Annotated in this window: 22 protein-coding genes; 4 read left to right on the forward strand and 18 right to left on the reverse strand. The window is 61.2% G+C overall.

Translation table 11 applies throughout. The features are described from left to right. Positions 1 to 41: 41 nt before the first annotated feature. Genes ubiB through ubiE form a run of 3 tightly spaced genes read right to left on the reverse strand, consistent with a single transcriptional unit; the run spans position 42 to position 3036 of the window. A complete protein-coding gene (ubiB, locus tag BLL36_RS12380) occupies positions 42 to 1646 on the reverse strand; it encodes a ubiquinone biosynthesis regulatory protein kinase UbiB (RefSeq protein ID WP_076951720.1) in 1605 nt (534 codons plus the stop codon). Continuing rightward, positions 1643 to 2266 (reverse strand): ubiquinone biosynthesis accessory factor UbiJ, encoded by a 624-nt coding sequence (locus tag BLL36_RS12385; RefSeq protein ID WP_076951721.1) that lies wholly within the window; start codon positions 2264 to 2266, stop codon positions 1643 to 1645. The genes ubiB and BLL36_RS12385 overlap by 4 nt, the downstream gene beginning before the upstream one ends. Continuing rightward, complete coding sequence (gene ubiE / locus BLL36_RS12390; RefSeq protein WP_003171186.1) at positions 2266 to 3036, reverse strand: bifunctional demethylmenaquinone methyltransferase/2-methoxy-6-polyprenyl-1,4-benzoquinol methylase UbiE; 771 nt, start codon at positions 3034 to 3036, stop codon at positions 2266 to 2268. The genes BLL36_RS12385 and ubiE overlap by 1 nt, the downstream gene beginning before the upstream one ends. Before the next feature lie 145 nt (positions 3037 to 3181). Between ubiE and BLL36_RS12395 the strand changes: the two genes are divergently transcribed. The 3 genes from BLL36_RS12395 (at position 3182) to BLL36_RS12405 (ending at position 4921) form a co-directional block, all read left to right on the forward strand. Further along, entirely contained in the window at positions 3182 to 3457 is a 276-nt protein-coding gene (locus BLL36_RS12395) for a polyhydroxyalkanoic acid system family protein (protein ID WP_076951722.1), read from the forward strand. Positions 3458 to 3562: 105 nt separating this feature from the next. Further along, positions 3563 to 3985: a phasin family protein gene (locus tag BLL36_RS12400; protein WP_076951723.1), complete on the forward strand. Its 423-nt coding sequence runs from the start codon at positions 3563 to 3565 to the stop codon at positions 3983 to 3985. A gap of 12 nt (positions 3986 to 3997) precedes the next feature. Then, positions 3998 to 4921: a phasin family protein gene (locus tag BLL36_RS12405; protein WP_076951725.1), complete on the forward strand. Its 924-nt coding sequence runs from the start codon at positions 3998 to 4000 to the stop codon at positions 4919 to 4921. A gap of 75 nt (positions 4922 to 4996) precedes the next feature. Here the strand turns inward: BLL36_RS12405 and BLL36_RS12410 are convergent, their stop codons facing one another. The 7 genes from BLL36_RS12410 to BLL36_RS12440 form a co-directional block, all read right to left on the reverse strand. Then, a complete protein-coding gene (locus BLL36_RS12410) occupies positions 4997 to 5518 on the reverse strand; it encodes a fimbrial protein (RefSeq protein ID WP_076951727.1) in 522 nt (173 codons plus the stop codon). Between the two features lie 17 nt (positions 5519 to 5535). After that, on the reverse strand, positions 5536 to 6489 hold the full coding sequence (locus BLL36_RS12415; RefSeq protein WP_076951728.1) for a fimbrial protein: 954 nt from the start codon (positions 6487 to 6489) through the stop codon (positions 5536 to 5538). Between the two features lie 97 nt (positions 6490 to 6586). Beyond that, entirely contained in the window at positions 6587 to 7111 is a 525-nt protein-coding gene (locus BLL36_RS12420) for a fimbrial protein (RefSeq protein WP_076951729.1), read from the reverse strand. Between the two features lie 24 nt (positions 7112 to 7135). Beyond that, positions 7136 to 9748, reverse strand: a complete 2613-nt coding sequence (locus tag BLL36_RS12425; protein ID WP_076951731.1) for a fimbria/pilus outer membrane usher protein — start codon at positions 9746 to 9748, stop codon at positions 7136 to 7138. A gap of 138 nt (positions 9749 to 9886) precedes the next feature. Beyond that, positions 9887 to 10654: a fimbrial biogenesis chaperone gene (locus BLL36_RS12430; protein ID WP_076951733.1), complete on the reverse strand. Its 768-nt coding sequence runs from the start codon at positions 10652 to 10654 to the stop codon at positions 9887 to 9889. A 21-nt stretch (positions 10655 to 10675) separates the two neighbouring features. Continuing rightward, positions 10676 to 11440 (reverse strand): fimbrial biogenesis chaperone, encoded by a 765-nt coding sequence (locus tag BLL36_RS12435; RefSeq protein ID WP_076951734.1) that lies wholly within the window; start codon positions 11438 to 11440, stop codon positions 10676 to 10678. 167 nt (positions 11441 to 11607) lie between these two features. Beyond that, positions 11608 to 12186 carry a fimbrial protein gene (locus BLL36_RS12440; RefSeq protein ID WP_076951735.1) on the reverse strand — a complete coding sequence of 193 codons (579 nt, stop codon included), beginning with the start codon at positions 12184 to 12186 and terminating at the stop codon, positions 11608 to 11610. 359 nt (positions 12187 to 12545) lie between these two features. Between BLL36_RS12440 and BLL36_RS12445 the strand changes: the two genes are divergently transcribed. Beyond that, on the forward strand, positions 12546 to 13205 hold the full coding sequence (locus BLL36_RS12445; protein ID WP_076951893.1) for a response regulator transcription factor: 660 nt from the start codon (positions 12546 to 12548) through the stop codon (positions 13203 to 13205). 40 nt (positions 13206 to 13245) lie between these two features. Here BLL36_RS12445 and BLL36_RS12450 read toward each other — a convergent pair whose 3' ends face one another. The 8 genes from BLL36_RS12450 to BLL36_RS12485 form a co-directional block, all read right to left on the reverse strand. Beyond that, positions 13246 to 13866, reverse strand: coding sequence for a TetR/AcrR family transcriptional regulator (locus BLL36_RS12450; RefSeq protein ID WP_076951736.1), 621 nt, complete (start codon positions 13864 to 13866; stop codon positions 13246 to 13248). 27 nt (positions 13867 to 13893) lie between these two features. Continuing rightward, positions 13894 to 15576: a class II poly(R)-hydroxyalkanoic acid synthase gene (gene phaC / locus BLL36_RS12455; RefSeq protein WP_076951737.1), complete on the reverse strand. Its 1683-nt coding sequence runs from the start codon at positions 15574 to 15576 to the stop codon at positions 13894 to 13896. Between the two features lie 89 nt (positions 15577 to 15665). Next, positions 15666 to 16511, reverse strand: coding sequence for a poly(3-hydroxyalkanoate) depolymerase (phaZ, locus tag BLL36_RS12460; protein WP_076951738.1), 846 nt, complete (start codon positions 16509 to 16511; stop codon positions 15666 to 15668). A 165-nt stretch (positions 16512 to 16676) separates the two neighbouring features. Then, positions 16677 to 18356 (reverse strand): class II poly(R)-hydroxyalkanoic acid synthase, encoded by a 1680-nt coding sequence (phaC, locus tag BLL36_RS12465; protein ID WP_076951739.1) that lies wholly within the window; start codon positions 18354 to 18356, stop codon positions 16677 to 16679. Positions 18357 to 18606: 250 nt separating this feature from the next. Next, on the reverse strand, positions 18607 to 18984 hold the full coding sequence (locus BLL36_RS12470; RefSeq protein ID WP_076951740.1) for a gamma-butyrobetaine hydroxylase-like domain-containing protein: 378 nt from the start codon (positions 18982 to 18984) through the stop codon (positions 18607 to 18609). 159 nt (positions 18985 to 19143) lie between these two features. Beyond that, positions 19144 to 20481, reverse strand: a complete 1338-nt coding sequence (hslU, locus tag BLL36_RS12475; RefSeq protein ID WP_076951741.1) for an ATP-dependent protease ATPase subunit HslU — start codon at positions 20479 to 20481, stop codon at positions 19144 to 19146. A 36-nt stretch (positions 20482 to 20517) separates the two neighbouring features. After that, a complete protein-coding gene (gene hslV, locus BLL36_RS12480; protein ID WP_003171209.1) occupies positions 20518 to 21048 on the reverse strand; it encodes an ATP-dependent protease subunit HslV in 531 nt (176 codons plus the stop codon). Positions 21049 to 21303: 255 nt separating this feature from the next. Further along, positions 21304 to 22005 carry an SPOR domain-containing protein gene (locus tag BLL36_RS12485; RefSeq protein ID WP_027605014.1) on the reverse strand — a complete coding sequence of 234 codons (702 nt, stop codon included), beginning with the start codon at positions 22003 to 22005 and terminating at the stop codon, positions 21304 to 21306. Position 22006 lies beyond the last annotated feature (1 nt).

A 22006-nucleotide genomic window follows, 5' to 3' on the forward strand; every position in this document is an offset into this window, starting at 1 on the left:
GTTCGGCTCCGGCAATTTGCGACAGTGTATAACCGGATTGGCTATCGACGCACGATCAGATAAACACCCACGGCAACCATGGCGCCCGCCGGCCAGTGGCCCAGTTGGTTCAACGGGCCGCCGATGGCCAGCATCACCCCGCCCACCAGGTGCGCGGCGCCCAGCAGGCGCAGGAACCAGTCGTCCTTGCGTTTGCGCCACGGTGGCTCCGGGTCCTTGGCATGGGGCTGGGACATGCGTTCCAGCAAGTCGCGGGTCATGTTGGCCAGGTGCGGCAGCTGTTCCATCTGGCTGTGCAGGTTGCCCAGCATGGTTTTCGGGCTCATCCGTTCACGCATCCAACGTTCCAGGAACGGTTGGGCGGTGCTCCAGAGGTCGAGGTCCGGGTACAACTGGCGGCCCAGACCCTCGATGTTCAGCAGGGTTTTTTGCAACAGCACCAACTGCGGCTGCACTTCCATGTTGAAGCGCCGTGCGGTCTGGAACAGGCGCATTAGCACCTGGCCGAAGGAAATATCCTTTAACGGTTTTTCAAAGATCGGCTCGCACACCGTGCGGATCGCCGCTTCGAATTCGTTGAGTTTGGTTTCCGCCGGCACCCAGCCTGAATCGATGTGCAACTGCGCCACGCGGCGATAGTCACGCTTGAAGAAGGCGAACAGGTTGCGTGCCAGGTAGTCCTGGTCTTCCGGCGTCAGGCTGCCGACGATGCCGCAGTCGATCGCAATGTACTGCGGGCTCCACGGGTTGACGGTGCTGACGAAGATGTTGCCCGGGTGCATGTCGGCGTGGAAGAAGCTGTCACGGAACACTTGGGTGAAGAAGATCTCCACGCCACGCTCGGCCAGCATCTTCATGTCGGTGCGCTGGTCGGCGAGGGTCGCCAGGTCAGTGACCTGCACCCCGTAGATGCGCTCCATCACCAACACTTTGGGGCGGCACCAGTCCCAATACACCTGTGGCACGTACAGCAGTTGCGAGCCTTCGAAGTTGCGCTTGAGCTGGCTGGCATTGGCGGCTTCGCGCAGCAGGTCGAGTTCGTCGTAGATGGTTTTTTCGTAGTCGGCGACCACGTCCACCGGGTGCAGCAGGCGCGCATCGGCCGAGAAGCGCTCAGCGGCGCGGGCCAGGATGAACAACCACGCCAGGTCCTGGCCGATGATCGGCTTGAGGCCTGGGCGAATCACCTTCACCACCACTTCTTCGCCGGTCTTGAGCTGCGCCGCGTGCACCTGTGCGACCGAGGCCGAGGCCAGCGGCTCGACGTCGAAACGGCTGAATACGTCGCTGATCTTCTTGCCCAACTGCGCTTCGATGAGGTTCATCGATTGCTGGGAGTCGAAAGGCGGCACGCGATCCTGCAGCAGCATCAGCTCATCGGCGATGTCTTCGGGCAACAAGTCGCGGCGGGTCGAGAGGATCTGCCCGAACTTGATGAAGATCGGCCCCAGATCCTGCAAGGCCAGGCGCAGGCGCGCACCACGGCTGAGCTCGAGCTTTTTGCGCGGCAGCCAGCGCCACGGCAGCACATAACGCACCGCCAGCAGGAACCACGGCAAGGGCAGGGCGAACAGCAAGTCATCGAGGCGGTAGCGGATTACGACGCGCTGGATACGAAACAAACGGCGGACGGCGAGCAGCTTCATGCGTTATCGCTTGGATCAAGGGAACGGCTCAGGCGCTCGAAGCGGGCCTCGAGGCGTTCCAGGTCGATTTTGGCCTTGTCGAGTTCACGAAAGCGCGCTTGCGCTTCCCGTTCTCCGACCAGGGTGCGCGATTCTTCGCTCAGGTATTCGGCGAGGTTCTGGCTGAGGCTGGCGAACCCTTGCTGGTACCAGCGCGATCGACTGCGCAGGTGCCCGCTGAGCAACTGGGTGGCCACCGGGCCGATCCAGCGCGACAGCTCGTATTCCCAGTCCAGTTCCAGGTCTTGCAGCACCGCGGCCAGGTCCATCAGCACCGCGCTGTCGCCTTCCAGCTCCACCTCGGCGCTGTGCAGAATCGCGGTTTTGTTGCGGCTCAAGGCCAGGTGCACCAGGCTCGAGGCCGGCGCACGCAGGGTGCAGTCGGCGTCGGCGGCCCATTGGGTCGCCAGCGTCAGGCCTTCATCGCTGGGCAGGATAAACAGCTGCAACGCGGGGCTGCGGCAGTCGACGGCGATGATTTTGCCGTTCAGGTGCGCCAGCCGCGCCAGGGCGGTGCTGTCCAGGCGCAGCACACGGTTGAGGCCGTGTTCCGCGCTTGCGAGAAGACCTTGGAGCAACATCAGGGCTTGATGCCGCGGTGCAGGGCGACGATACCCGAGGTCATGTTGTGGTAGGTCACACGGTCGAAACCGGCCTCTACCATCATCGACTTGAGGGTTTCCTGGTCGGGGTGCATGCGGATCGATTCGGCCAGGTAGCGATAGCTTTCGGCATCATTGGTGATCAGCTTGCCCATCAGCGGCATGAAGGCGAACGAGTAGGTGTCGTAGACCTTGGACATCAGCGCGTTGGTCGGCTTGGAGAACTCCAGCACCAACAGGCGGCCGCCCGGCTTGAGCACACGCAGCATCGAGCGGATCGCGTCTTCCTTGTGGGTGACGTTGCGCAGGCCGAAGGCGATGGTCACGCAGTCGAAATGGTTGTCGGGGAACGGCAGTTTTTCCGCGTCGGCCTGCACGAATTCGATATTGCCGGCCACGCCTTTATCCAGCAGGCGGTCGCGGCCGACCTTGAGCATCGAACCGTTGATGTCCGCCAATACCACCTGGCCGGTCGGGCCTACGAGCTTGGAGAATTTGGCCGCCAGATCGCCGGTGCCGCCGGCGATGTCCAGCACGCGGTTACCGGTGCGCACGCCGGACAGCTCGATAGTGAAGCGCTTCCACAGACGGTGCATGCCGCCCGACAGCACGTCGTTCATCAGGTCGTACTTGGCGGCTACGGAGTGGAACACCTCAGCGACTTTTTCCGCTTTTTGGCTTTCCGGTACGTTCTTGAAGCCGAAGTGAGTGGTGGGTTCGGCATCGCTGCCTTTGCGCTGATCAGTCATATCGCTGTCACCAGAAGAGAATGCGGCACATGATAATCCCCAAGGCCTGCTTTGTCTTGGCAAGGCTGCAGGTAAGATAGGTCATCTCAGAGACCTTTTGCCGCACGGAAGGTTTTACCACTGGCTATAAAGAGGAGTCATGGCAATGGCCCGTATTACCGTTGAGCGCGCACATAACCTGGGTAAAGAAGCCGCACGGGCAAAGGCCGAACAGTTGGCAAGCAAACTTCAGGAACGTTATGGCCTGGAGTCGTCGTGGTCCGGTGATACGTTGAACCTCAGGCGTTCGGGGGTTAAGGGCACTGTGTTAGTCGCCGATGATTCGTTGCGCATCGATGTGGAACTGGGCCTGTTGATGTCGGCCATGAGCGGCACCATCAAATCCGAAATCGAGAAAGCCCTGGACAAGGCGTTGTCTTGATCAACCTGTTGTTAGGGTGCCGATTCTAATTATTCCTCCTACTTTGTGCCCAAGCCCGCAACCCGTGTGGGCCGTTCCTCCCCCCTATCCTGTGTGAGGCGAACCATGGCCAACGTTATCCTGAAGAAAAAAATCGACGCCCGGACCACTGCCCCAAGCGACGGCAAGTCCTACGCCCGCAGGATCTGGCTGGCGGGGCTGGGTGCCTACGCCAAGGTTGGAAGTGAGGGCGCAGAATACTTCAAGGAACTGGTTAAAACGGGTCAACATATTGAAAATAAAGGCAAAAAAGTTGCAGTTGAACAACTTGAGGCTGCCAACAGTCAGATGGACCAAGTAAAGAGTAATGTCTCAACCCTCAAAGGTCTGGTAGAAGTTCAGCTGGATAAAGTTGAAAAAGCTTTTGATACTCGTGTTGCAAGTGCCTTGAATCGAATCGGCATTGCGTCTAGACATGACGTTGAGACACTCTCTGCTAAGCTCGAAGAGCTGACGACATTGCTAGAACGTGTCGCGCGTAAACACTAAGGAGACATCCGGATGGCTGTTAAAAAGACTACTCAGAAAGAAGGCAGCTCGTGGGTCGGGGAAGTTGAAAAATATTCCCGTAAGATCTGGCTTGCTGGTTTAGGCGTGTACTCGAAGGTTAGCAGTGACGGTGGCAAATACTTCGAGACTCTGGTCAAGGACGGCGAAAAGGCCGAGAAGTTGACCAAAACCACGGTGGGTAAAAAAGTTGATGCGGCCAAGACAACTGCCGGTTCCGCCAAGTCGAGCATTTCCGACACGTGGGGCAAGTTGGAAGAAACCTTCGACAAGCGCCTCAACAGTGCCATTTCGCGACTGGGCGTGCCGAGCAAGGCAGAGCTGAAGACGCTGCACAGCAAGGTCGATACCCTGACCAAGCAAATCGAAAAACTGACCGGCGCGAAAGTGGCTCCCGTAAAAGCGGCCGCTGCCAAACCTGCAGCCAAGCCGGTGGCTAAAACCGCAGCGGCCAAACCCGTCGCGAAAACCACGGCCAAGCCTGCGGTAAAAGTCGCCGCTAAACCGACCGCGAAGCCTGCGGCCAAGGCACCGGCCAAAGCTGTCGCAAAACCTGCGGCGAAAACCGCAGCTGCCAAGCCGGCCGCCAAGCCAGCGGCAAAACCGGTTGCCGCTAAACCTGCTGCCAAACCTGCTGCCAAGTCCGCCGCGAAACCCGCCGCCAAGCCGGCAGCTAAACCTGCGGCTGCTAAACCTGCGGCTGCTAAACCTGCCGCCAAACCAGCAGCAGCCAAGCCAGCGGCAAAACCAGCCGTCGCGAAGAAGCCAGCGGTAGCGAAAAAACCCGCGTCCAAGCCCGCTGTTGCGGCCAAGCCTGCGGCGACCACCGCGTCCACCGCCAACTCGGTGTCGGCACCGACCCCTGCGGTAAACCCGACTGCAACGCCGGCAACCCCGACGCCATCCAGTCAGTCCTGATTTTTCCGGGACACAAAAAACGTCCGGCCTCTAAAGGGTCGGACGTTTTTTTTGCTCACGCCACAGGCGCGTTTCTCAGTTATAGGTGATCGACACGGTAACGGCGCTGGCCAGGCTGCCTTTGGTGATCGCTTCGCCTGTTTTTCGGTATGACGCATTCATGGGTAACACCGCTTTAGAGTTGCTGACCGTGAGCTGGCGGGTGCGCTGGTCGACCGTTCCGTTGGCAGGGATGTACGCGACATTTCGGTGGGAAAGCGAAAGCGCCGTGCCGCCCGAGGTTCCCGTATTGGCGAATAGTTCGCCGTTTCCGGCGGACGGCGTTCCCGTAAACAGGAAGAACACATTTTTAATGTCCGATTCACAGTCGGCGGTGATGTCGAAGTTCGTCGTCCCCGCTTGTGCGGATGAATCGAAATCCGACACTTTGACCGGAGGCAGTGTGATCGTGCGGTTCACATCACCGGCCGCCAGGTTGCACGTGCCTGCGTCGACTTGTCCGGTAAAACGCAAAGTGCCGGTAGTGGCGGCGTGCAGGGAGCTGGCGGCGATACAGCCGCTGATCGCCAATACTGCCGAAAGAGCGTTGAGCTTCATAAGGGGCCTGTGTGGTTTCAGTTATAGGTAATCGACACCGTGGCCGTGCTGGCGAAGGTGCCCTGGCCAACCGTACCGGTCTTGAAGTACGCCGCGCCGAGCGGCAGCACCGCGCGGTTGTTGGAGACCGTGACGGTGCGCGAGCTGTCGGTGCCGCTTGGCGTAATGGTGGTGTTATTGCTGCGCGCATACAGCCACAGGGCCAGGCCGCCCGCGCTGCCGGTGTTGGCAAAGCGCGAGGCATCGCCGGACGCGGCGGTGCCGGAAAAGCGGAAGGTCACGTTCGAGGCGTTGCTGCAATTGGCTGACAGATCGAACGGCGTGGCGCCGGCGCTGGTGGCCGTGCGAAAGTCACCCACCCGCACGGTGGGCAGCGCCACCGTGCGGTTGACGTCGCCAGCCGCCAGGTCGCAGGTGGCGGTGGGTTTGACGAAGCGCGTGGAGGTGACGAGCGACAGCGAAAAATAGCCCTGATTGGTTGCCCACCTTTCGTACAGCCAGTTGGTCGCATGCAATGTCGCGCTTTCCACAGGCGCGACTTTGTAGAAGATCGCCTCTGCGCTCACGTTGCTGTAATGCGTACTTCCGGCAGGCATCACTTGGCTGGCGCTTGCCAGCGAGTGGGGATAAACCAATCCGCTTGCATCCCTGACCATCACATTGACGGCCACGCCTGGAACATAGGTGAGATGGGCGGATATACCTGCGCCGGGAACGGCTACCAGTTCGTACCAATGCCCGGCGAATTGTCTCAAGGTTGCCGTGGGGCAGGTGATGGTAAAGCCCGGTGCAACTCCGTCGAAGGCCTTGCGCAGAATGATGCTGCCCACGGGCAGGCTATCGGGCACTTCGATGACGGACGGAAGCGAGAGGCTGTGCGTGGACATCGGATAGCGGTCGCACGCCGCTTGAGCCGTGATCGAGAGGCCACAGGCCAGGAGTGCCAATAAGAGTTGCGTGGAATATTTCATGTTCAGCTTCGCAAAAATGGATAGAGCGCCCTGTTATCGGGGCGGACGTGTTTTTGCGCACCTCCTGTGCCGGCTCCTGCGCTTGCGCGAGCCCGTTTCAATCGTAGGTAATCGACAAGGTCGCGGCACTGACCAAGGTGCCCCGGCCAACGGCTGCGTCGTTTTTGTGATAGGCCGCAGACGCATCCAGCACCGCTCTGCTGGCCGATGTGGCAACCGTACGACTGCGTTCAAGCTCGGTGCCATTGGCCGGAATCGTGGTGCCTGTGGCACCGGCCTTGAGCCAGATACCCAGGCCGGTTGCGCTGCCGGTATTGTTGAACAGCATCCCGTTGCCGCTGTCCGCCGTACCGGTGAACAGAAAGGTGACGTTGCGAATGTCCGACTCGCATTCGGCGGTGACCTGGAAGGGCGTTTCCCCGACGGACACCGCGTTGTCGAAATCCGCCACCTTGACCGTCGGCAAGGTGATGGTGCGGCTCACGTCGCCAGCGGCCAGGTTGCAGGTGCCGCTGTCGACCTGGCCGGCAAACCCCAGCGAGCCGGTCGTGGCGGCGTTTGTCGGGCCGGCCGCGATAGCGGCGCTGACGGCCAGAATGAGGGGTAACGTTTGAGTTTTCATCTAAGGGTCCTTGTGGTGTTGCAATTAAAGGTATTCGTCACGCGGGCTCGCGCCGGGGCGGTCCTGTGCAACCAGGCTGGTGTTGGCCGCGCAGGTACCGGCATCCAGGTGACGCAAGCGGTCGTGGCTTTCCCCGCCGGGCGCCGGGTTGAGCTGGTAACTCAATTGGCACGTGCTGGCGGCAGTGGCGCCCCACTTGACGATCAACAGATTCGCGTCGCGAGGCACCCGCACAAAAGCTTTGCCGCTCTGGCCGACCATGCCGACAATGGCGCCGCTCGCATCCATCACATCGGCACCGAACGGCAACGGGCTGCCGTCTTCGCGCAAAGCCGTGATCAACATGGCCTGGCCGCTGACGCTCTCGAATTCCAGCATCACTACCGAGCCTGCGCGGGGCGCGACGTTTTGCGCGGCGGTCTTGAGCTCTACGTCCACGGACAGGTCCTTGGGGTCCAGCTCGACCATGTTCTTGCGGTACGGCGTCAGGTGCGGTACCACGGCGTAGCCGCTTTTGCTCACCTGTGAACTGTGGTTGCCGTTGACCCGTGCGCCGGCTGCGCCTGCGGCCTGCACGATGCCGATGGTGTCGCCCAGCTCCGGGGCCAGCGTCAGGCCGCCGGCGTGCGCGACGACGCCCCCGGTCAAGCCCAGCGACAGTGAGCGGTAATCCGAGCTGCGGCCAACGCCGGCCGAGAGCACGCCCTGGCTGGTCTGGTATTTGATGTCGGCGCTGGCCGCGTTGCCGCTGCCTGAAGTGCGCGTCGTGCTCAGGCCGTAGCTGACCTCGTTGAGCTCGCCGAGGCTGCCGCCCAGGCTGGCGCGTTCACCGCTGCTGCGGTCGCCGCGATACACCGAGGTGGAGAGGGTCGGTTTGCGCGACCCGCTGCCCAGCGGCAGGCTCAAGGTAAAGTCGATCTGCTTGTCCACCCGGTCACTCAGCAGGTCGCGGGTGCGCTGGGCGCTGACGGTGTAGTGCAGGCCTTTCCAGGTATTGCTGTAGCCAGTGGAGAACGTCAGGTTGCGGCTCTGGCGGTTCCAGTATTGCTGCGAGGAACCGGTCAGGTAGAAGGAGCCAGTGCCCACGCTCTGGTTGAGACTGACGTCCATGCGGTCGCGCAGGCGCGAGACGCTGTCGACGTTGAGCCCGTCCATGGCCAGGCCACGCACGCGCGCCGCATCGCGCACGTTGAGGAAGCCTTCGGTGGAGTAGCGGTAGGCGCCCAGCGCGAAATGCGTTCCGGTGTCGGTGAAATTCTTGCTGTAGCGCAGTTGCACGCTTTGACCATTGCGCGAAGCGTGGCCGGGCACCCGGGCGTCGGAGTTGGTCACGTCCAGCGACAGGGCACCCAGCGGCGTGTTGAACGCCGCGCCGATGAGCTGGGAGAAGTAATCCTCGCCGACCACCGTGCCCGTATAGCCGGTCAACAGGTTGCTCAAGCCGCGCTGGTACGTGGCCTGCGCCAGGGTTGGCGCGTGCCGCACGCCAATCTCATCCAGTTGGCCGACGCTCAGCGAATAGCGGCGCGCGTCCGGGCGCAGCAAGTTGGCGTTGGCGGCGAACGGCACGATGAATTCGCGTACGCGCCCATCGGCTTCGGTGACGGTGACGTTGAGGTCGCCGCCGAATCCGGTGGGGTACAGGTCGTCAAGCATGAACGGGCCGGGCGCGACGCTGACTTCATCGAGCAGGATGCCGCGCTGGCGTACGCTGACCCGCGCGTTGGTTTCGGCGACGCCGCGCACCACCGGGGCAAACCCGGTCATGGAGTCGGGCAGCATGCGGTCATCGCTGAACACGCTGATGCCATTGATGCGCACGCTGTCGAACAATTCGCCGGGGGTAAAGATCTCGCCGAGCATCAGTTGCGATTGCAGGCCGGTCAACTCGCGTTGCAGGTAGGTGGCGCTGCTCTGGTAGCCGGAAGAACCGTCCGACTGGCTGAAGCTGCCGTTGTGCCGAAAATGCCAGTCGCCGAGGTTCAGACCGGTGTTCAAGCCCAAGTAGGTGGAGTTAAGCGAGCGCCCCGCGGTCTTGGTGGCAAAGGTGTTGAAGTTGTAGCGCGCAAAACCTGCGTTGATGCCGCTGTCCCATTGTTGCGGGCTCACGTAGCCACGCGCCTGGCGCGCCAGGTAAAGCTGCGGCACCTGCAATTGCAGCTTGTTGTCGGTCGGGTCGAAGCTGACGCTGGCGCCTGGAATGAACGCGCCGATATCGCCGCACACCGGGAATGCCGGCGCGGCTGCCTGCCCTGTCGCGCCATGGTGTTCGGCGACAGCGTCCAGGTCCACGCCGAAGGCGAGCAAGGTGTCGCGCCCCAGGCACAACTGCGCGGAGTTCTGCCCTTCAACGGCGTTGAAAGTCAGGTTTTCACGGCCGAACCATTGGCCATTGAGGTAAACGTCGGCGCGGTAGCTGCCGGGCAACACGACGTTGCCCTGGTTGAATTTGGTGATGTCGACCTGCAAGCCCGCCTTGCCCTGCGGGAAGAAGGCCGGGTTGAAAGCCACATACTCGACGCCGTGGGCGAGCATCGCATGCGTGCTGCCGAGCAGTACCAGGCTGCGGGCGGTCAGCTTGAGTCGATGGCGTGACAAGGGCCAGTTGATTGCGCTGGCAGGCGTGTTCGAACGCATGGTTACCGTTTCCAAAAAATAGGTTCTGCCCGAAAATCGGCATGGCGAGTCCCAGCCCCGGTCGAGGGGGCAAATCCGAGGGTATGTTTCAGGGCCGGCGGCGCTGGTGCGGCCGGGCCGGTGCCTAAGGTCGGGAGGTCATCGCCGGATATCCGCCGTGTGGGAAACCCGCACGCCATAGTCATCGAGGGTCTGGAACTCGACGGTCAGGGCGCTGGCCGGTGCCGACTTCAACCCTGGCAGGACGAAGCGGTTGCGACCGCCGGGGACCACCATATTGCTGTCACCCGATGCGCTGGTTTCGCGCGAATGGCGTTGGCCGCCGGTGACCAGTTCAATCGTGTCGAAGCTCACGTGGTAGGGCGTCGGGTTGAAGACTTCCAGCGCCTGGCCCTGCTCGGTCGCAAGGTATTTCCACTGCAGTTTGGCGGGGGCTTCTTCGACGTCGTAGGGCAGTGTTGCCGGGCGGTAGAACAGCTTGATCCGCGAGCGGAACGCCAATTGCAGTTGGTTGTTCTGCTCGCTGTTCAGCGCTTGGGAAGGCACTTCCAGCAGATTGAACCAGAACAGGCTTTCGCGCTCCGCCGGCAGCGGTTCGCCGGTGTGGGCCAGGCGAATGATCTGTTGCTGCTGCGGTTCCATGCGGAAAATCGGCGGCGTGGCCACAAACGGTATCCCGGACTCATCCGGGGTAGAGTGTTCGTTGCCGTCGTCCAGCCATACCTGGAGCAATGTCGGTTTCTGGTTTTTGCTATCGAGCCGTACCGTCACCTCCTTGTCTTTTTGCAGATAAACGATACGAGTGCTGCCGATGACCACGCTGGCCTGTACCGCCGTGGCGGCGAGCAGGGCAACGAGTACCAGCGTGGCCTTCGGAAGAAGGCGAGAAACCAATGACGCGTTCATGCGGTGGGTTATCCGTCGTACTTAAAAGGTTGGGCTGGCGGAATACCGCACGCGGGCGCCGAAATCGCTGACGGCGGTGAACTCGACCTGCGCCGCCCCCTTGGGCTGGGCCTTGAGCCCTGGCAGGGCAAACAGCTTGGTATCGCCGTGGGGCATCAACAGGCTGTCGGTGGCCGTCTGGTTGGCCGCTTTGCTGTAGCGTCGGCCATCGCTGGCCAGGTCGATGCTGGCGAGCGAGACGTGATAGGGCGTCGGGTTGGTGGCTTGCAGGGCATACCCCTGACCATGGGGCACCAGCTTCCATTGCACCTGTGCGGGCGCGCGTTCGGCCGGCAACGGCAGCGCCTGCGGCCTGAGGAACACCCGCAGGCGGGTACGGAACGACAGCTGGATCTGGTTTTTCTGCGCCGCATCCTGCGTGCTTGGCGGCACTTCCAATACGTTCAGCCAGTACAGGCTCTCGCGGTCCGTGGGCACGGGTTCGCCGGTGTAGCGCAAGCGCACCGCCTGTTGCTGGTTGGGCTCGATACGAAAGATCGGTGGCGACAGCGTAAACGGGGTTCGCGCCGTCGCCGGTGTCGATTGCCGATCGCCGGCATCCAGCCACACCTGCACCAGCGCCGGGCGATCGCCTTTGTTTTCCAGGCGCACGATCAACTCCTGTTGTTCGACGGGGTAAACCACACGTGTGCCATGGACGATGACGCTTGCATGGGCGAGTGGCGTCAGCAATGACATGAATACAAGCGCACAGGCGACAAGCGCGAGGCGGGCCATGCGTTTCATCGTTCGGGTTCTCTTCTCAGGCATGGGATCAAAAATGCGGCTTTCGGGCGAACTGGAATCGCTTCAGTGTGGGAGCGGGCTTGCCCGCGAATGTGGTGGGTCGGTCATGCGATACAGCGCTATCGCGAGCAAGCCCGCTCCTACAGTGGGATCGAAGCGTTCAGGCCTTACTCGGCGTACTCGACCAAAAAGCCCACGCGCGTGTTGACCGTACCTTCGGTGGCGGCACCGGTGGCATACATCTGCGCGGCCATCGGGATGATTGCCTGGTTGTCGGCGATCACCACGCCTTCGGATTTCTCGGTGTAGACGTTGAGCGGGCTGCCGTCACGGTTGGTGACTTCGACCTGTACGTTCTTGGCGGTGGTGGTGTCGGACGGATCGTCATGACCATCAATGTTCAAACGGCCGGTTGCCACGTCGATGGCCGGGCTGGTGGGATCGAACGCCACCATGGCGGTGCGTCCGTTGGTGCAGCTGCCCTGGCCCGGGCCGCCAACCCGAATGCTGAAACCGGTAAGGTTGGCGCGTTGACCGGCAGCCGCCAGGCGTGACCCGGAAACACCGCCCAGGTTCACGTCCTTGACCGCGGCGCCAGTACCCGGCGCCGCGCCTTCGACGGTGCAGGTCACGTCGGTGACCAGGCCACTGAAGTTGATAACGCCATCGTTGGCATGGGCCGATTGAGACGCTGCTGCGGCCAGGGCAAACGCGGCGGCAACGGTGGAGAGAGCGTTGGCTTTCATAAGTATTTCCAGACCTTAGTAATATATATGCCCCGTCAACATCATCGAGATCGAGTCGCCCTCGAAAGACGGGAAACATAATGTGTCCCGAAAACAGAAAGTTGCCCATAGAGGAGTCGCGAGTTTTATCTCGAAAATATTCGAAATTCCAAAAGGTCAATACAAGATTTTTCAAAGTTGAATGCGTAAGAGTTTTCTGAAGGGAATGCCTGAAAGAGTAAGTTTCGTTGTAGTCCCGCATTGAAACCTGTGGGCGGGTGAGCTATACGGTGTTTTAAAAAATCCAAGTATTTGTATTGCGCTGTTAACCTTGCGGGTTTTTTTTGATGCCTAGTTCAATGTTCAAGACCGTCACGGTGATGTTGCTGGATAACCATGCGATGGTTCGGCAAGGGATCGAGCTGGGCTTGGGCAAGGAGGCCGACCTGCATCTGGTTGGCTCCTTCGGCACGGGCAGGGAGCTACTCGATGCGCTTGCCCTGCGGACGGCGGACGTGGTGGTGATGGACTTTGCCCTGGGCCCCGACGACATCGACGGCCTCAATCTCATCCGCATCCTGGCCAGGCGTTTCAGCCGCTGCAAGCCGGTGGTCGTGTCGTCGCATTACACCCCGGCCACGGTTTCCCTGGCCTTGAAGGCCGGCAGTTGGGGGGTAGTGGGCAAAATCCAGAACCTGGCCGAATTGATAACAGCCATCCGCACCGTCGCCGAGGGCCGGATATACCTGCAACCCTGTATGGTGCCGGCGCTGCAGGTGGGGCGTTCATTGGTGGGCGCAGTAAATGCGAGGTCTGGCGTGGAGGGTTCAACACCGTTTCGCCTGAGTGACTGTCTGACACCCAAAGAACAGGAAGTGTTGCGCTGCTTTATGGATGGGATGACCGTCAATTCCATCGCTGCAAAGTTTTCGCGCAGTGCGAGTACGATCAGTACGCAAAAACAATCGGCTTATCGAAAATTGGGCATCAAGAGCGACAGTGAATTGTTTAAAGTGCGGCGGCAATTCGGTGAGTCGTAACTAAGAGGTATCTGTAAGAATTATGCCTATTGTGTGTGGCTTAGTTGGAGTCTTCCAGGTAACGCAGCGCCAATCGCTCGGTGGCCTGCCGTATCGGCAATAACAAATGGGGCGCCACCAGCATCATGATTTGATACACCACCACGCGGACCTCGCCTTCACGATCCAGAACCCGCTGATAGTCCAGGGAAAACAGCAGGGTCAGGGTGATCTGTTCCACCAGTTGCCCAAGCGCCTGGGTATCGCTGACCAATTGCCCGGCCGTCTTGAGTCGGGCGAGCAATGACGCGAGGGTGCGCTTGAGCGACGTGAGCAGGTTGCGAATGCCCTTGGCCAGCTTCGGCAGGCGCCCGGCGAGGTTCGACAGGTCCTGGAACAGGAAGCGGTAGTGGGCCATACGCTCGACGATCAGGTGCAGGAACAGCCAGTAATCCTCGGGCTTCAATTGCGCATCGGCCGGTGGGTCGAGCAGCGGTGCCAGTTCAGCTTGAAAGCGTTCGAACAGACCGAGTACCAGCGGTTCCTTGCCATGAAAATGGTAGTAGAGGTTGCCGGGGCTGATCCCCATTTCATTGGCCACCTCCATGGTCGAGACATTGGGTTCGCCCTTCTGGTTGAACAATTGCAAGGCACATTCAAGGATACGGTCGCGGGTCTTCATCCAGGCTTCTTAAGGAGAGGGTTGAACTCAACGCACGCGCACATAAGTGCCTGGCGCCGCTTCCATCGGTGGGTAATTCTGGTTGCCCAGGGCAGTGTGGGTTTCTCGTTGTACGCCCGAGCGCTGCTGGATCCATGTCAGCCACTGCGGCCACCAACTGCCTTCGACGTGGCTGGCGTCGTAGTACCAGGCGCGCGGGTCGCTGCTCAGCTTTGGGTTCTCGACGTAATTGGCCTTGGGGTTGCCCGGCGGGTTCAGGATGCTTTGGATATGCCCGCTGTTGGACAGCACGAAGCGCCGCTCGCCGCCCAGCAATTGGGTGGAGCGGTACACCGCGTCCCACGGCGTGATGTGGTCGTTGATGCCGGCCACGCTGAAGCTGTCCACGGTGACCTTCTGCAGATCGATGGGGGTGCCGCACACTTCCAGTCCACCGGGGTGGCTGAGCGGGTTGTGCTTGAAGAAGTCCAGCAGGTCGCCGTGCAGCGCGGCGGGCAAGCGCGTGTTGTCGTTGTTCCAGTACAGGATGTCGAAGGCCGGCGGCTCCTTGCCCAGCAGGTAGTTGTTGATCCAGTAGTTCCAGATCAGGTCATTGGGGCGCATCCAGGCGAACACTTTGGCCATGTCACGGCCGTCCAGCACGCCTTGCTGATAGGAACGGCGCTTGGCGGCCTCCAGGGTCTGCTCGTCGGCGAACAGTGTGGCGGGGCTGTCGATCTGGCTGTCCAGCAGGCTCACCAGGTAGCTCGCGCTGGAGATGCGGCGCAGTTGGCGCTTGGCCTGCAGGTGGCCTTGCAGCGCCGCGATGGTCAAGCCACCGGCGCAGGCGCCCATCAGGTTGACCTCGCGGGCTTTGGTGATCGCCCTGCATGCGTTGAGCGCCTCCTCCAGCGCGGCGACGTAGGTGGAAAGCCCCCATTCGCGATGGCGCACATCCGGGTTGCGCCAGCTGACCATGAACGTCTGCAGGCCGTTTTTTAACGCGTACTGCACAAAGCTGTTGCCTGGGCTCAGGTCGAAAATGTAGTACTTGTTGATTTGCGGCGGCACGATCAGCAGCGGCTTGGCGTACTGTTTTTCGCTCATGGGTTTGTACTGGATCAGCTCCAGCAGCTCATTGCGAAAGACCACCGAGCCGGGTGTGGTGGCGACCGTCTTGCCCACCTCGAACGCATGCTTGCTCACCTGGCGCGGTAGGCCGTTGTTGTGCAGCAGGTCTTCGAACAGGTGGCTCGCGCCGCGCACCACGCTGTGACCGCCGGAGTTGAGCAGTTCCTTGATCGCCAGCGGGTTGAGCAAGGTGTTGGAAGGCGAAACCGCATCATTGAGCAGCGAAAAGGCGAAGTGCGCACGGGCTCGGTCATCGGCGCCCAGGGCGCTGTCATCGATCCAGTGGCGCGTCTGCTTCTGCCAGCTCAGGTAGGCCTGCAAGCTGCGCCGGTACAGAGGGTTGAGTGTCCAGGTGGGGTCGGTGAAGCGGCTGTCATTGGGGTTGGGTTCGTGCATGGTTTCACCGAGCAGCACGCGGCCCAGTTGACCGCTCAACGCCAGGGCATGACGAGCCGTATGCAGCGGGTTGCGCAAGCCATGGGCGGCTACGCTGCGCAGGGTCGACAGCAGGTCGCGGCCGCGCAGCCCGGTGATCGCACTTTGCGCATTGATGAACGCAGCAGGGGTGGGTGCCGGGTCCGTCACGGGTCTTTCTCGCATGAGCCAACACTCCTTCGTCAAGCCATCAAACAGGCACGCCAATCCAGAACCATAGTCGGTTTCTGGCGGGTTGCGCGGCGGTGTGGTCCTTACACCGCCGGTCGCGGATGAATCACTGCACGCATGCGCTCCTCTTGCAGGAATTTCATGATGATCGGCGCCACGGCCTCGGCCCGAGTGATCAGGAACAGGTGGCCATCATCGATGATGTGCAGTTGGGCATTGGGGATGCGCCAGGCCAGCATGCGCATGTTGATCAGTGGGATCAGCGGGTCGTCGTCGCCCGCCAGCACCAGGGTGGGCTGGCGGATCTTGTGCAGCCAGTGGATGCTGGTCCAGCCCAGCCCCGCGAACAGTTGCCAGTAGTAGCCCAGCTTGCCGGCCGAGCGCACTTTGCTTGCGTGTTCGGCGGCCAGTTTTGCATCGCGGCGGAACGAGCCGCCGTAGATCATCGGCGCGATGCGCACCACATGGGACGGCTGGATGTAACGGCGTGGGCTGGCCATCAGCCATAGCACTTTGGGTTTGCCCGGCACCATCACCGCACCCGCCGCCGTGGCCGCCAGGATCAACTTTTTGCAACGCTCCGGGTAGTCGTAGGCAAATTGCTGCGCCAGCGCCCCGCCCCAGGACACGCCCACCGCGTTCACCTGGCCGTAGTCGAGGTAATCGAGCATGCGCGCGGTGAGCTTGGCCAGGCCGGGAAAACGGTAGGGCCGGTTGGGCGTCGACGAACCGCCCACGCCGGGCACATCGAAGGCGATCACTTCCAGGTCCGGGTCCAGCGCATGGACGAACGGAAACACCAGCTCAAGGTTGGCGCCGATGCCATTGAAGATCAGCAGCGGCGTCAAGTGAGGCTTGCCCGGGCGCACCGCCGTGCGGATGGCCTGGCCATCCAGGTCGATGGTACGAAAGATGAACGGTTGCGGCATGCTCAAGCCCTGTGAAGTGGCGCAATTTATCTGTAGGAACCCGGTCAATGTGGGAGCTGGCTTGCCTGCGATTGCATTCTGTCAGTCACCCTTCAACTGGCTGACCCACCGCAATCGCAGGCAAGCCAGCTCCCACATTGACCCCATTTCAACTGCATAATTTACTTATCGTTCATGCACGTAGGTACCCGGCGCAGCCTCGGCGGCGGCGTAGGTTTTATTACCCAAACTCACCGGCGCTTTTTTCAACTTGCCCGCCCGCTCCGCCTGCCACGCTTGCCAATGCAGCCACCACGAATCGGTGTGCTTGGTGGCATTTTCCTGCCACTCCAACGGTTTCGCCGCCAGGCTGTCGCTGGTCTGATACCGCGCCTTGGGGTTGCCCGGCGGGTTGAGAATGCTCTGGATGTGACCGCTGCTGGACAATACGAATTCAACCTTGCCGCCGAACAGTTGCGCCGATTTGTAGCAGGACTGCCACGGCGTGATGTGATCGTTGGTGCCGGCCAGAGAGTAAATATCGGCGGTGATTTGCTTGAGGTCGATCGGCGTACCACACACTTCCAGGGCGTTGGCGCGTACCAGCGGGTTGTTCTTGAACAGTTCGATCAGATCGCCGTGAAACGCCGCCGGCAGGCGCGTGGTGTCGTTGTTCCAGAACAGGATGTCGAATACGGGCGGCTCGTTGCCCAGCAGGTAGTTGTTGACCCAATAGTTCCAGATCAGGTCATTGGGGCGCATCCAGGCGAACACCTTGGCCATGTCGCGGCCTTCCAGCACGCCGGCCTGGTAGGAATGGCGCTTGGCCGCTTCCAGGGTCTGCTCGTCGACGAACAGCGCCACCTGGGTGTCCAGCGTGGTGTCCAGCACACTCACCAGCAGCGTCAGGGCGTTGACCTTCTTCTCCCCCAGCGCCGCATAGTGACCGAGCAGCGCGGTGCAGGTGATGCCACCGGAGCAGGCGCCGAGCATATTGATGTCCTTGCTGCCGGTAATCGCCGTGACCACATCGACCGCCTCCTTGAGCGCCTCGATATAGGTCGAAAGCCCCCACTCGCGCTGGGCCTTGGTCGGGTTGCGCCAACTGACGATGAAGGTTTGCTGGTTATTGCGCAGGCAAAAGCGCGCCAGGCTCTTTTCCGGGCTCAGGTCGAATACATAGAATTTGTTGATCTGCGGCGGCACCACCAACAGCGGTCGCTCGTGCACCTGTTCGGTAATCGGCTTGTACTGGATCAGCTCCAGCACGTCGTTGCGAAACACCACCGCGCCTTCGGTGGTGCCCAGGCTCTTGCCCACTTCAAAGGCGCCCATGTTGACCTGGCTCGGCATGCCGCCGTTGTGCACCATGTCCTTGGCCAAGTGGGACAAGCCATCGAGCAGGCTTTTGCCGCCGGTTTCAAAGAAGCGCTTGACCGCCGCCGGGTTGGCCGCGCTGTTGGTGGGGGCCATGGCTTCGGTCATCAGGTTGATCACGAAATGGCCGCGGCTGATGTCCTGTTCGGACAGGTTGCTGTCGCCGATCCAGTCGTGCAGTTCCTTGCGCCACGCCAGGTAGGTCTGCAAATAACGTTTGTAGAGCGGGTTCTGGCTCCAGGCAGGGTCATGGAAACGACGGTCGTCGCTTTCGGGCACCAACTGCGACTTGCCGAACATCACATTCTTGAGTTCCACGCCAAAATGCGCGACGTGCTTGACGCTGTGCAACGGTTGCTTGATGGCTTGGGTCAGCACCATCTTCGCCGAGGCGAGCAAGTCCTTTTTGCGTAACGCGATGATCGGGTTGAGCCCCAGGGTGTTTTCCGAGGCCTGGCGTTTCAAGTCATCGTTATTCTTGTTACTCATCTACGACGCTCCATTGTCCGAAAGACGAGTACCGGCGGTGGCGATGCATCCAGATTGCGATCCACAACACACGCCAGGTACTGCGACTCGGGTGACCGTTGATACCGCATCGTCAAATGCAGGGAACTTGCCAGCTCCATTGGTTACCCGAGTTTAATTTTTTTCGCAAGCGGACCCATCGTTGGTCCCGCGACAGGGCATTCAAGCAGATGAAATTAGAAAATGCCCTCTAAAGAGCAAGACGCCTGGGCTAGAGCATCAGCCGCACGACCGATTCACTCGGATCGCGGGTTTTGCCGGCCGCCTTGAGTTCAGCGAGGTAGTCGGCCCACAGCGCGTCCTGACGCACGGCTAACTGGTAGAGGTAGTCCCAGGTAAACAGTCCGCTGTCATGCCCGTCGTCGAAGGTCAGTTTCAGTGCGTACTGGCCGGCCGGTTCGATCTTGGTCAGCCGGACGTTGAGCTTGCCGAATTGCAGGATGGGTTTGCCGTGGCCCTGGACCTCGGCGGACGGCGAGTGCACCCGCAGGAATTCGGCGGGCAATTGGTAGGTTTCATCGGGGGCGTAGGTAAGGCCGAGGGTGTTTGAGGTTTTGTGCAGGTTTACAGCAGTGGGGAATTTCGACATTGGAGAGCCGCTCGAAGATAGTCCTGAAGGAACCGGCTTTAAACTGTGGGAGCCGGGCTTGCCCGCGATACAGGCGCCTCGGTGTTTCTCTGACACCGAGGCGATTCTATCGCAGGCAAGCCAGCTCCCACAGTAAAGCAAAGCGGTCCTGAGTGAGGCTTACAGGATATAACGCGACAGATCTTCGTTCTGCGCCAATTCGCCCAGGTGGCTGTTGACGTACTCGGCATCGATCTTGATCGCTTCGCCATTCTGCGCACCGGCCATGTCGCCGGCGCTGAAGGACACTTCCTCAAGCAAACGCTCAAGCAAGGTGTGCAGGCGACGCGCACCGATGTTCTCGGTCTTCTCGTTGACCTGCCAGGCGATTTCCGCCAGGCGCTTGATGCCATCGGCCTGGAACTCGATCCCCAGGCCTTCGGTTTTCAGCAGCTCGCGGTACTGCTCGGTGAGCGACGCGTGCGGTTCGCTGAGAATGCGTTCGAAGTCACCCGGGGTCAGCGCCTTGAGTTCCACGCGAATCGGCAGGCGGCCTTGCAGCTCCGGCACCAGGTCGCTTGGCTTGCTCAAGTGGAACGCACCAGAGGCGATAAACAGGATGTGGTCGGTCTTGACCATGCCCAGCTTGGTGTTCACGGTGCAGCCTTCGATCAGCGGCAGCAGGTCGCGCTGCACGCCTTCGCGGGATACATCGACGCCGCCGGAGTTGCCGCGCTTGGCCACTTTGTCGATTTCATCGATAAACACGATCCCGTGCTGCTCGACCGCTTCGAGGGCCTTGGCCTTGAGTTCTTCCTCGTTGACCAGGCGTCCGGCTTCTTCGTCGCGCACCAGTTTGAGCGCATCCTTGACCTTGAGCTTGCGGCTTTTCTTCTTGCCCTTGCCCATGTTGGCGAACAGGTTCTGCAACTGGCTGGTCATTTCTTCCATGCCAGGCGGCGCGGAGATGTCGATACCGGAGACTTCGGCGACTTCGATCTCGATTTCCTTGTCATCCAGCTGGCCTTCACGCAGGCGCTTGCGGAACAGCTGGCGGGTGTTGGAATCCGAAGCCGGTGCGGCGTCTTCGTTGAAACCCATGCGTGCCGGCGGCAGCAGGGCATCGAGGATGCGCTCTTCGGCGGCATCTTCGGCGCGGTGGCTGACCTTGGTCACTTCCTGTTCGCGCAGCATTTTCAGGGCGGCGTCGGCCAGGTCGCGGATGATCGACTCGACGTCGCGGCCCACGTAGCCCACTTCGGTGAACTTGGTGGCTTCAACCTTGATGAAAGGCGCATTGGCCAGTTTGGCCAGGCGCCGGGCGATCTCGGTTTTACCCACGCCCGTCGGACCGATCATCAGAATGTTCTTGGGCGTTACTTCAACGCGCAGTTCTTCGGGCAGCTGCATCCGGCGCCAGCGGTTACGCAGCGCGATCGCGACGGCGCGCTTGGCATCGTCCTGGCCGATGATATGGCGGTTGAGTTCATGGACGATTTCACGGGGAGTCATGGACATAGTGTTTGGCGGCCTCAAGCGGAATAAGCCTACGGCTTACTCGGCGAGGTCCTGCTCCTCAATGGTCTGGTTGTGGTTGGTGAACACGCAGATATCACCGGCGATGCCCAGGGCGGTCTCGACGATTTCGCGGGCCGACAGGTCGGTTTTCTTCAACAGTGCGCTGGCTGCCGCTTGGGCGTAGCCACCGCCGGAACCCATGGCAATCAGGCCATGTTCAGGCTCAACCACATCGCCGTTACCGGTGATGATCAGGGACGCGTCTTTGTTGGCGACGGCCAACATGGCTTCCAGGCGGCTGAGGGAGCGGTCGGTGCGCCATTCTTTGGCGAGTTCGACGGCGGCGCGCACCAAATGGCCCTGATGTTTCTCAAGCTGGCCTTCGAAACGCTCGAACAGGGTGAAGGCGTCGGCGGTAGCGCCGGCAAAGCCCGCGAGAACCTGGCCGTGGTACAGGCGACGCACTTTCTTGGCGTTGCCTTTCATCACGGTGTTGCCCAGGGAAACCTGGCCGTCGCCGCCCATGACAACTTTGCCGTGGCGACGTACTGAAACGATGGTGGTCAAGGGGAGAGTCTCCACGCAGCGGGGCGAAAATGCCCTGATGGAAACTGATATGGGGGTGGTGGGAGGGATTTCAACCGCAGGGCGCTGGGGCGGACGAGTGGCGTCTATCGGTCTGACACACTCCTCGGAACACCACAAAACCACTGTGGGAGCTGGCTTGCCTGCGATGGCGGTGGTTCAGTCAGTGAAATATTGACTGTTACACCGCCATCGCAGGCAAGCCAGCTCCCACATTTGAACCGTGTCGGCTGTTAGTCAGCGGCTCTGGCGCTGTTGTAACAACAGGTTGCTAAAGCCCGCGCCGGCCAGTTGTTTCTGCGCCACGGTCAACTGTTCACGGTTGCTGAACGGCCCCACCAGCACGCGATACCAGGTCGCGTCCTTCACCGTGCCCGACTCCACCGTCACCGTCTGGCCCAGCAGAATGATCTGCGCGCGCACGCGATCGGCATCCGCCTGTTTCGGGAACGAGCCCGCTTGCAGGAAGAACTTGGTGACCGGCGCGGCCTTGGTCTCGGCAACCGGCGGTGCCGGCGGCGGGGTGATCCCGGCCAGCGCGGCCTGAGCACGCGCCGTGTCGATTTTCGCCGCTTCCGCCGGGGTGACCGGGGTGGTCGGCACTTGCGGCGTCGGCAGGGTTTTCTCCGGCACGGCGTCGGGCGGCACGATCACTTCCGATTCCGGCAGCAGCGTGTAGAAGTCGTACTTGGGCTTCACGGGTGCGGTCGGGCTCGGCGCAGTCTTGTTGGCTTCGGCCATTTTCGTGGCCTTCTGCTGCTCCTGTTTGACGCGTTTGACGTCGTCGCCCTGGCCTGGGTCCAGCTTCATCAGGAACACGATAAACGCGCCGACGGTGAGGCCGATCGCCATCCACAGCCAGCCGGGGATCGGCTTCTTCGCCGGGGCCTGGTAGCGGCTGGCGCCGCGCTTGGGTGCAGGTTTTTTCTTGGCGGCCAAC

The sequence above is a fragment of the Pseudomonas cedrina subsp. cedrina genome (assembly GCF_001983175.1).
In the GTDB taxonomy this organism is placed as follows: Bacteria; Pseudomonadota; Gammaproteobacteria; order Pseudomonadales; family Pseudomonadaceae; genus Aquipseudomonas; species Aquipseudomonas cedrina.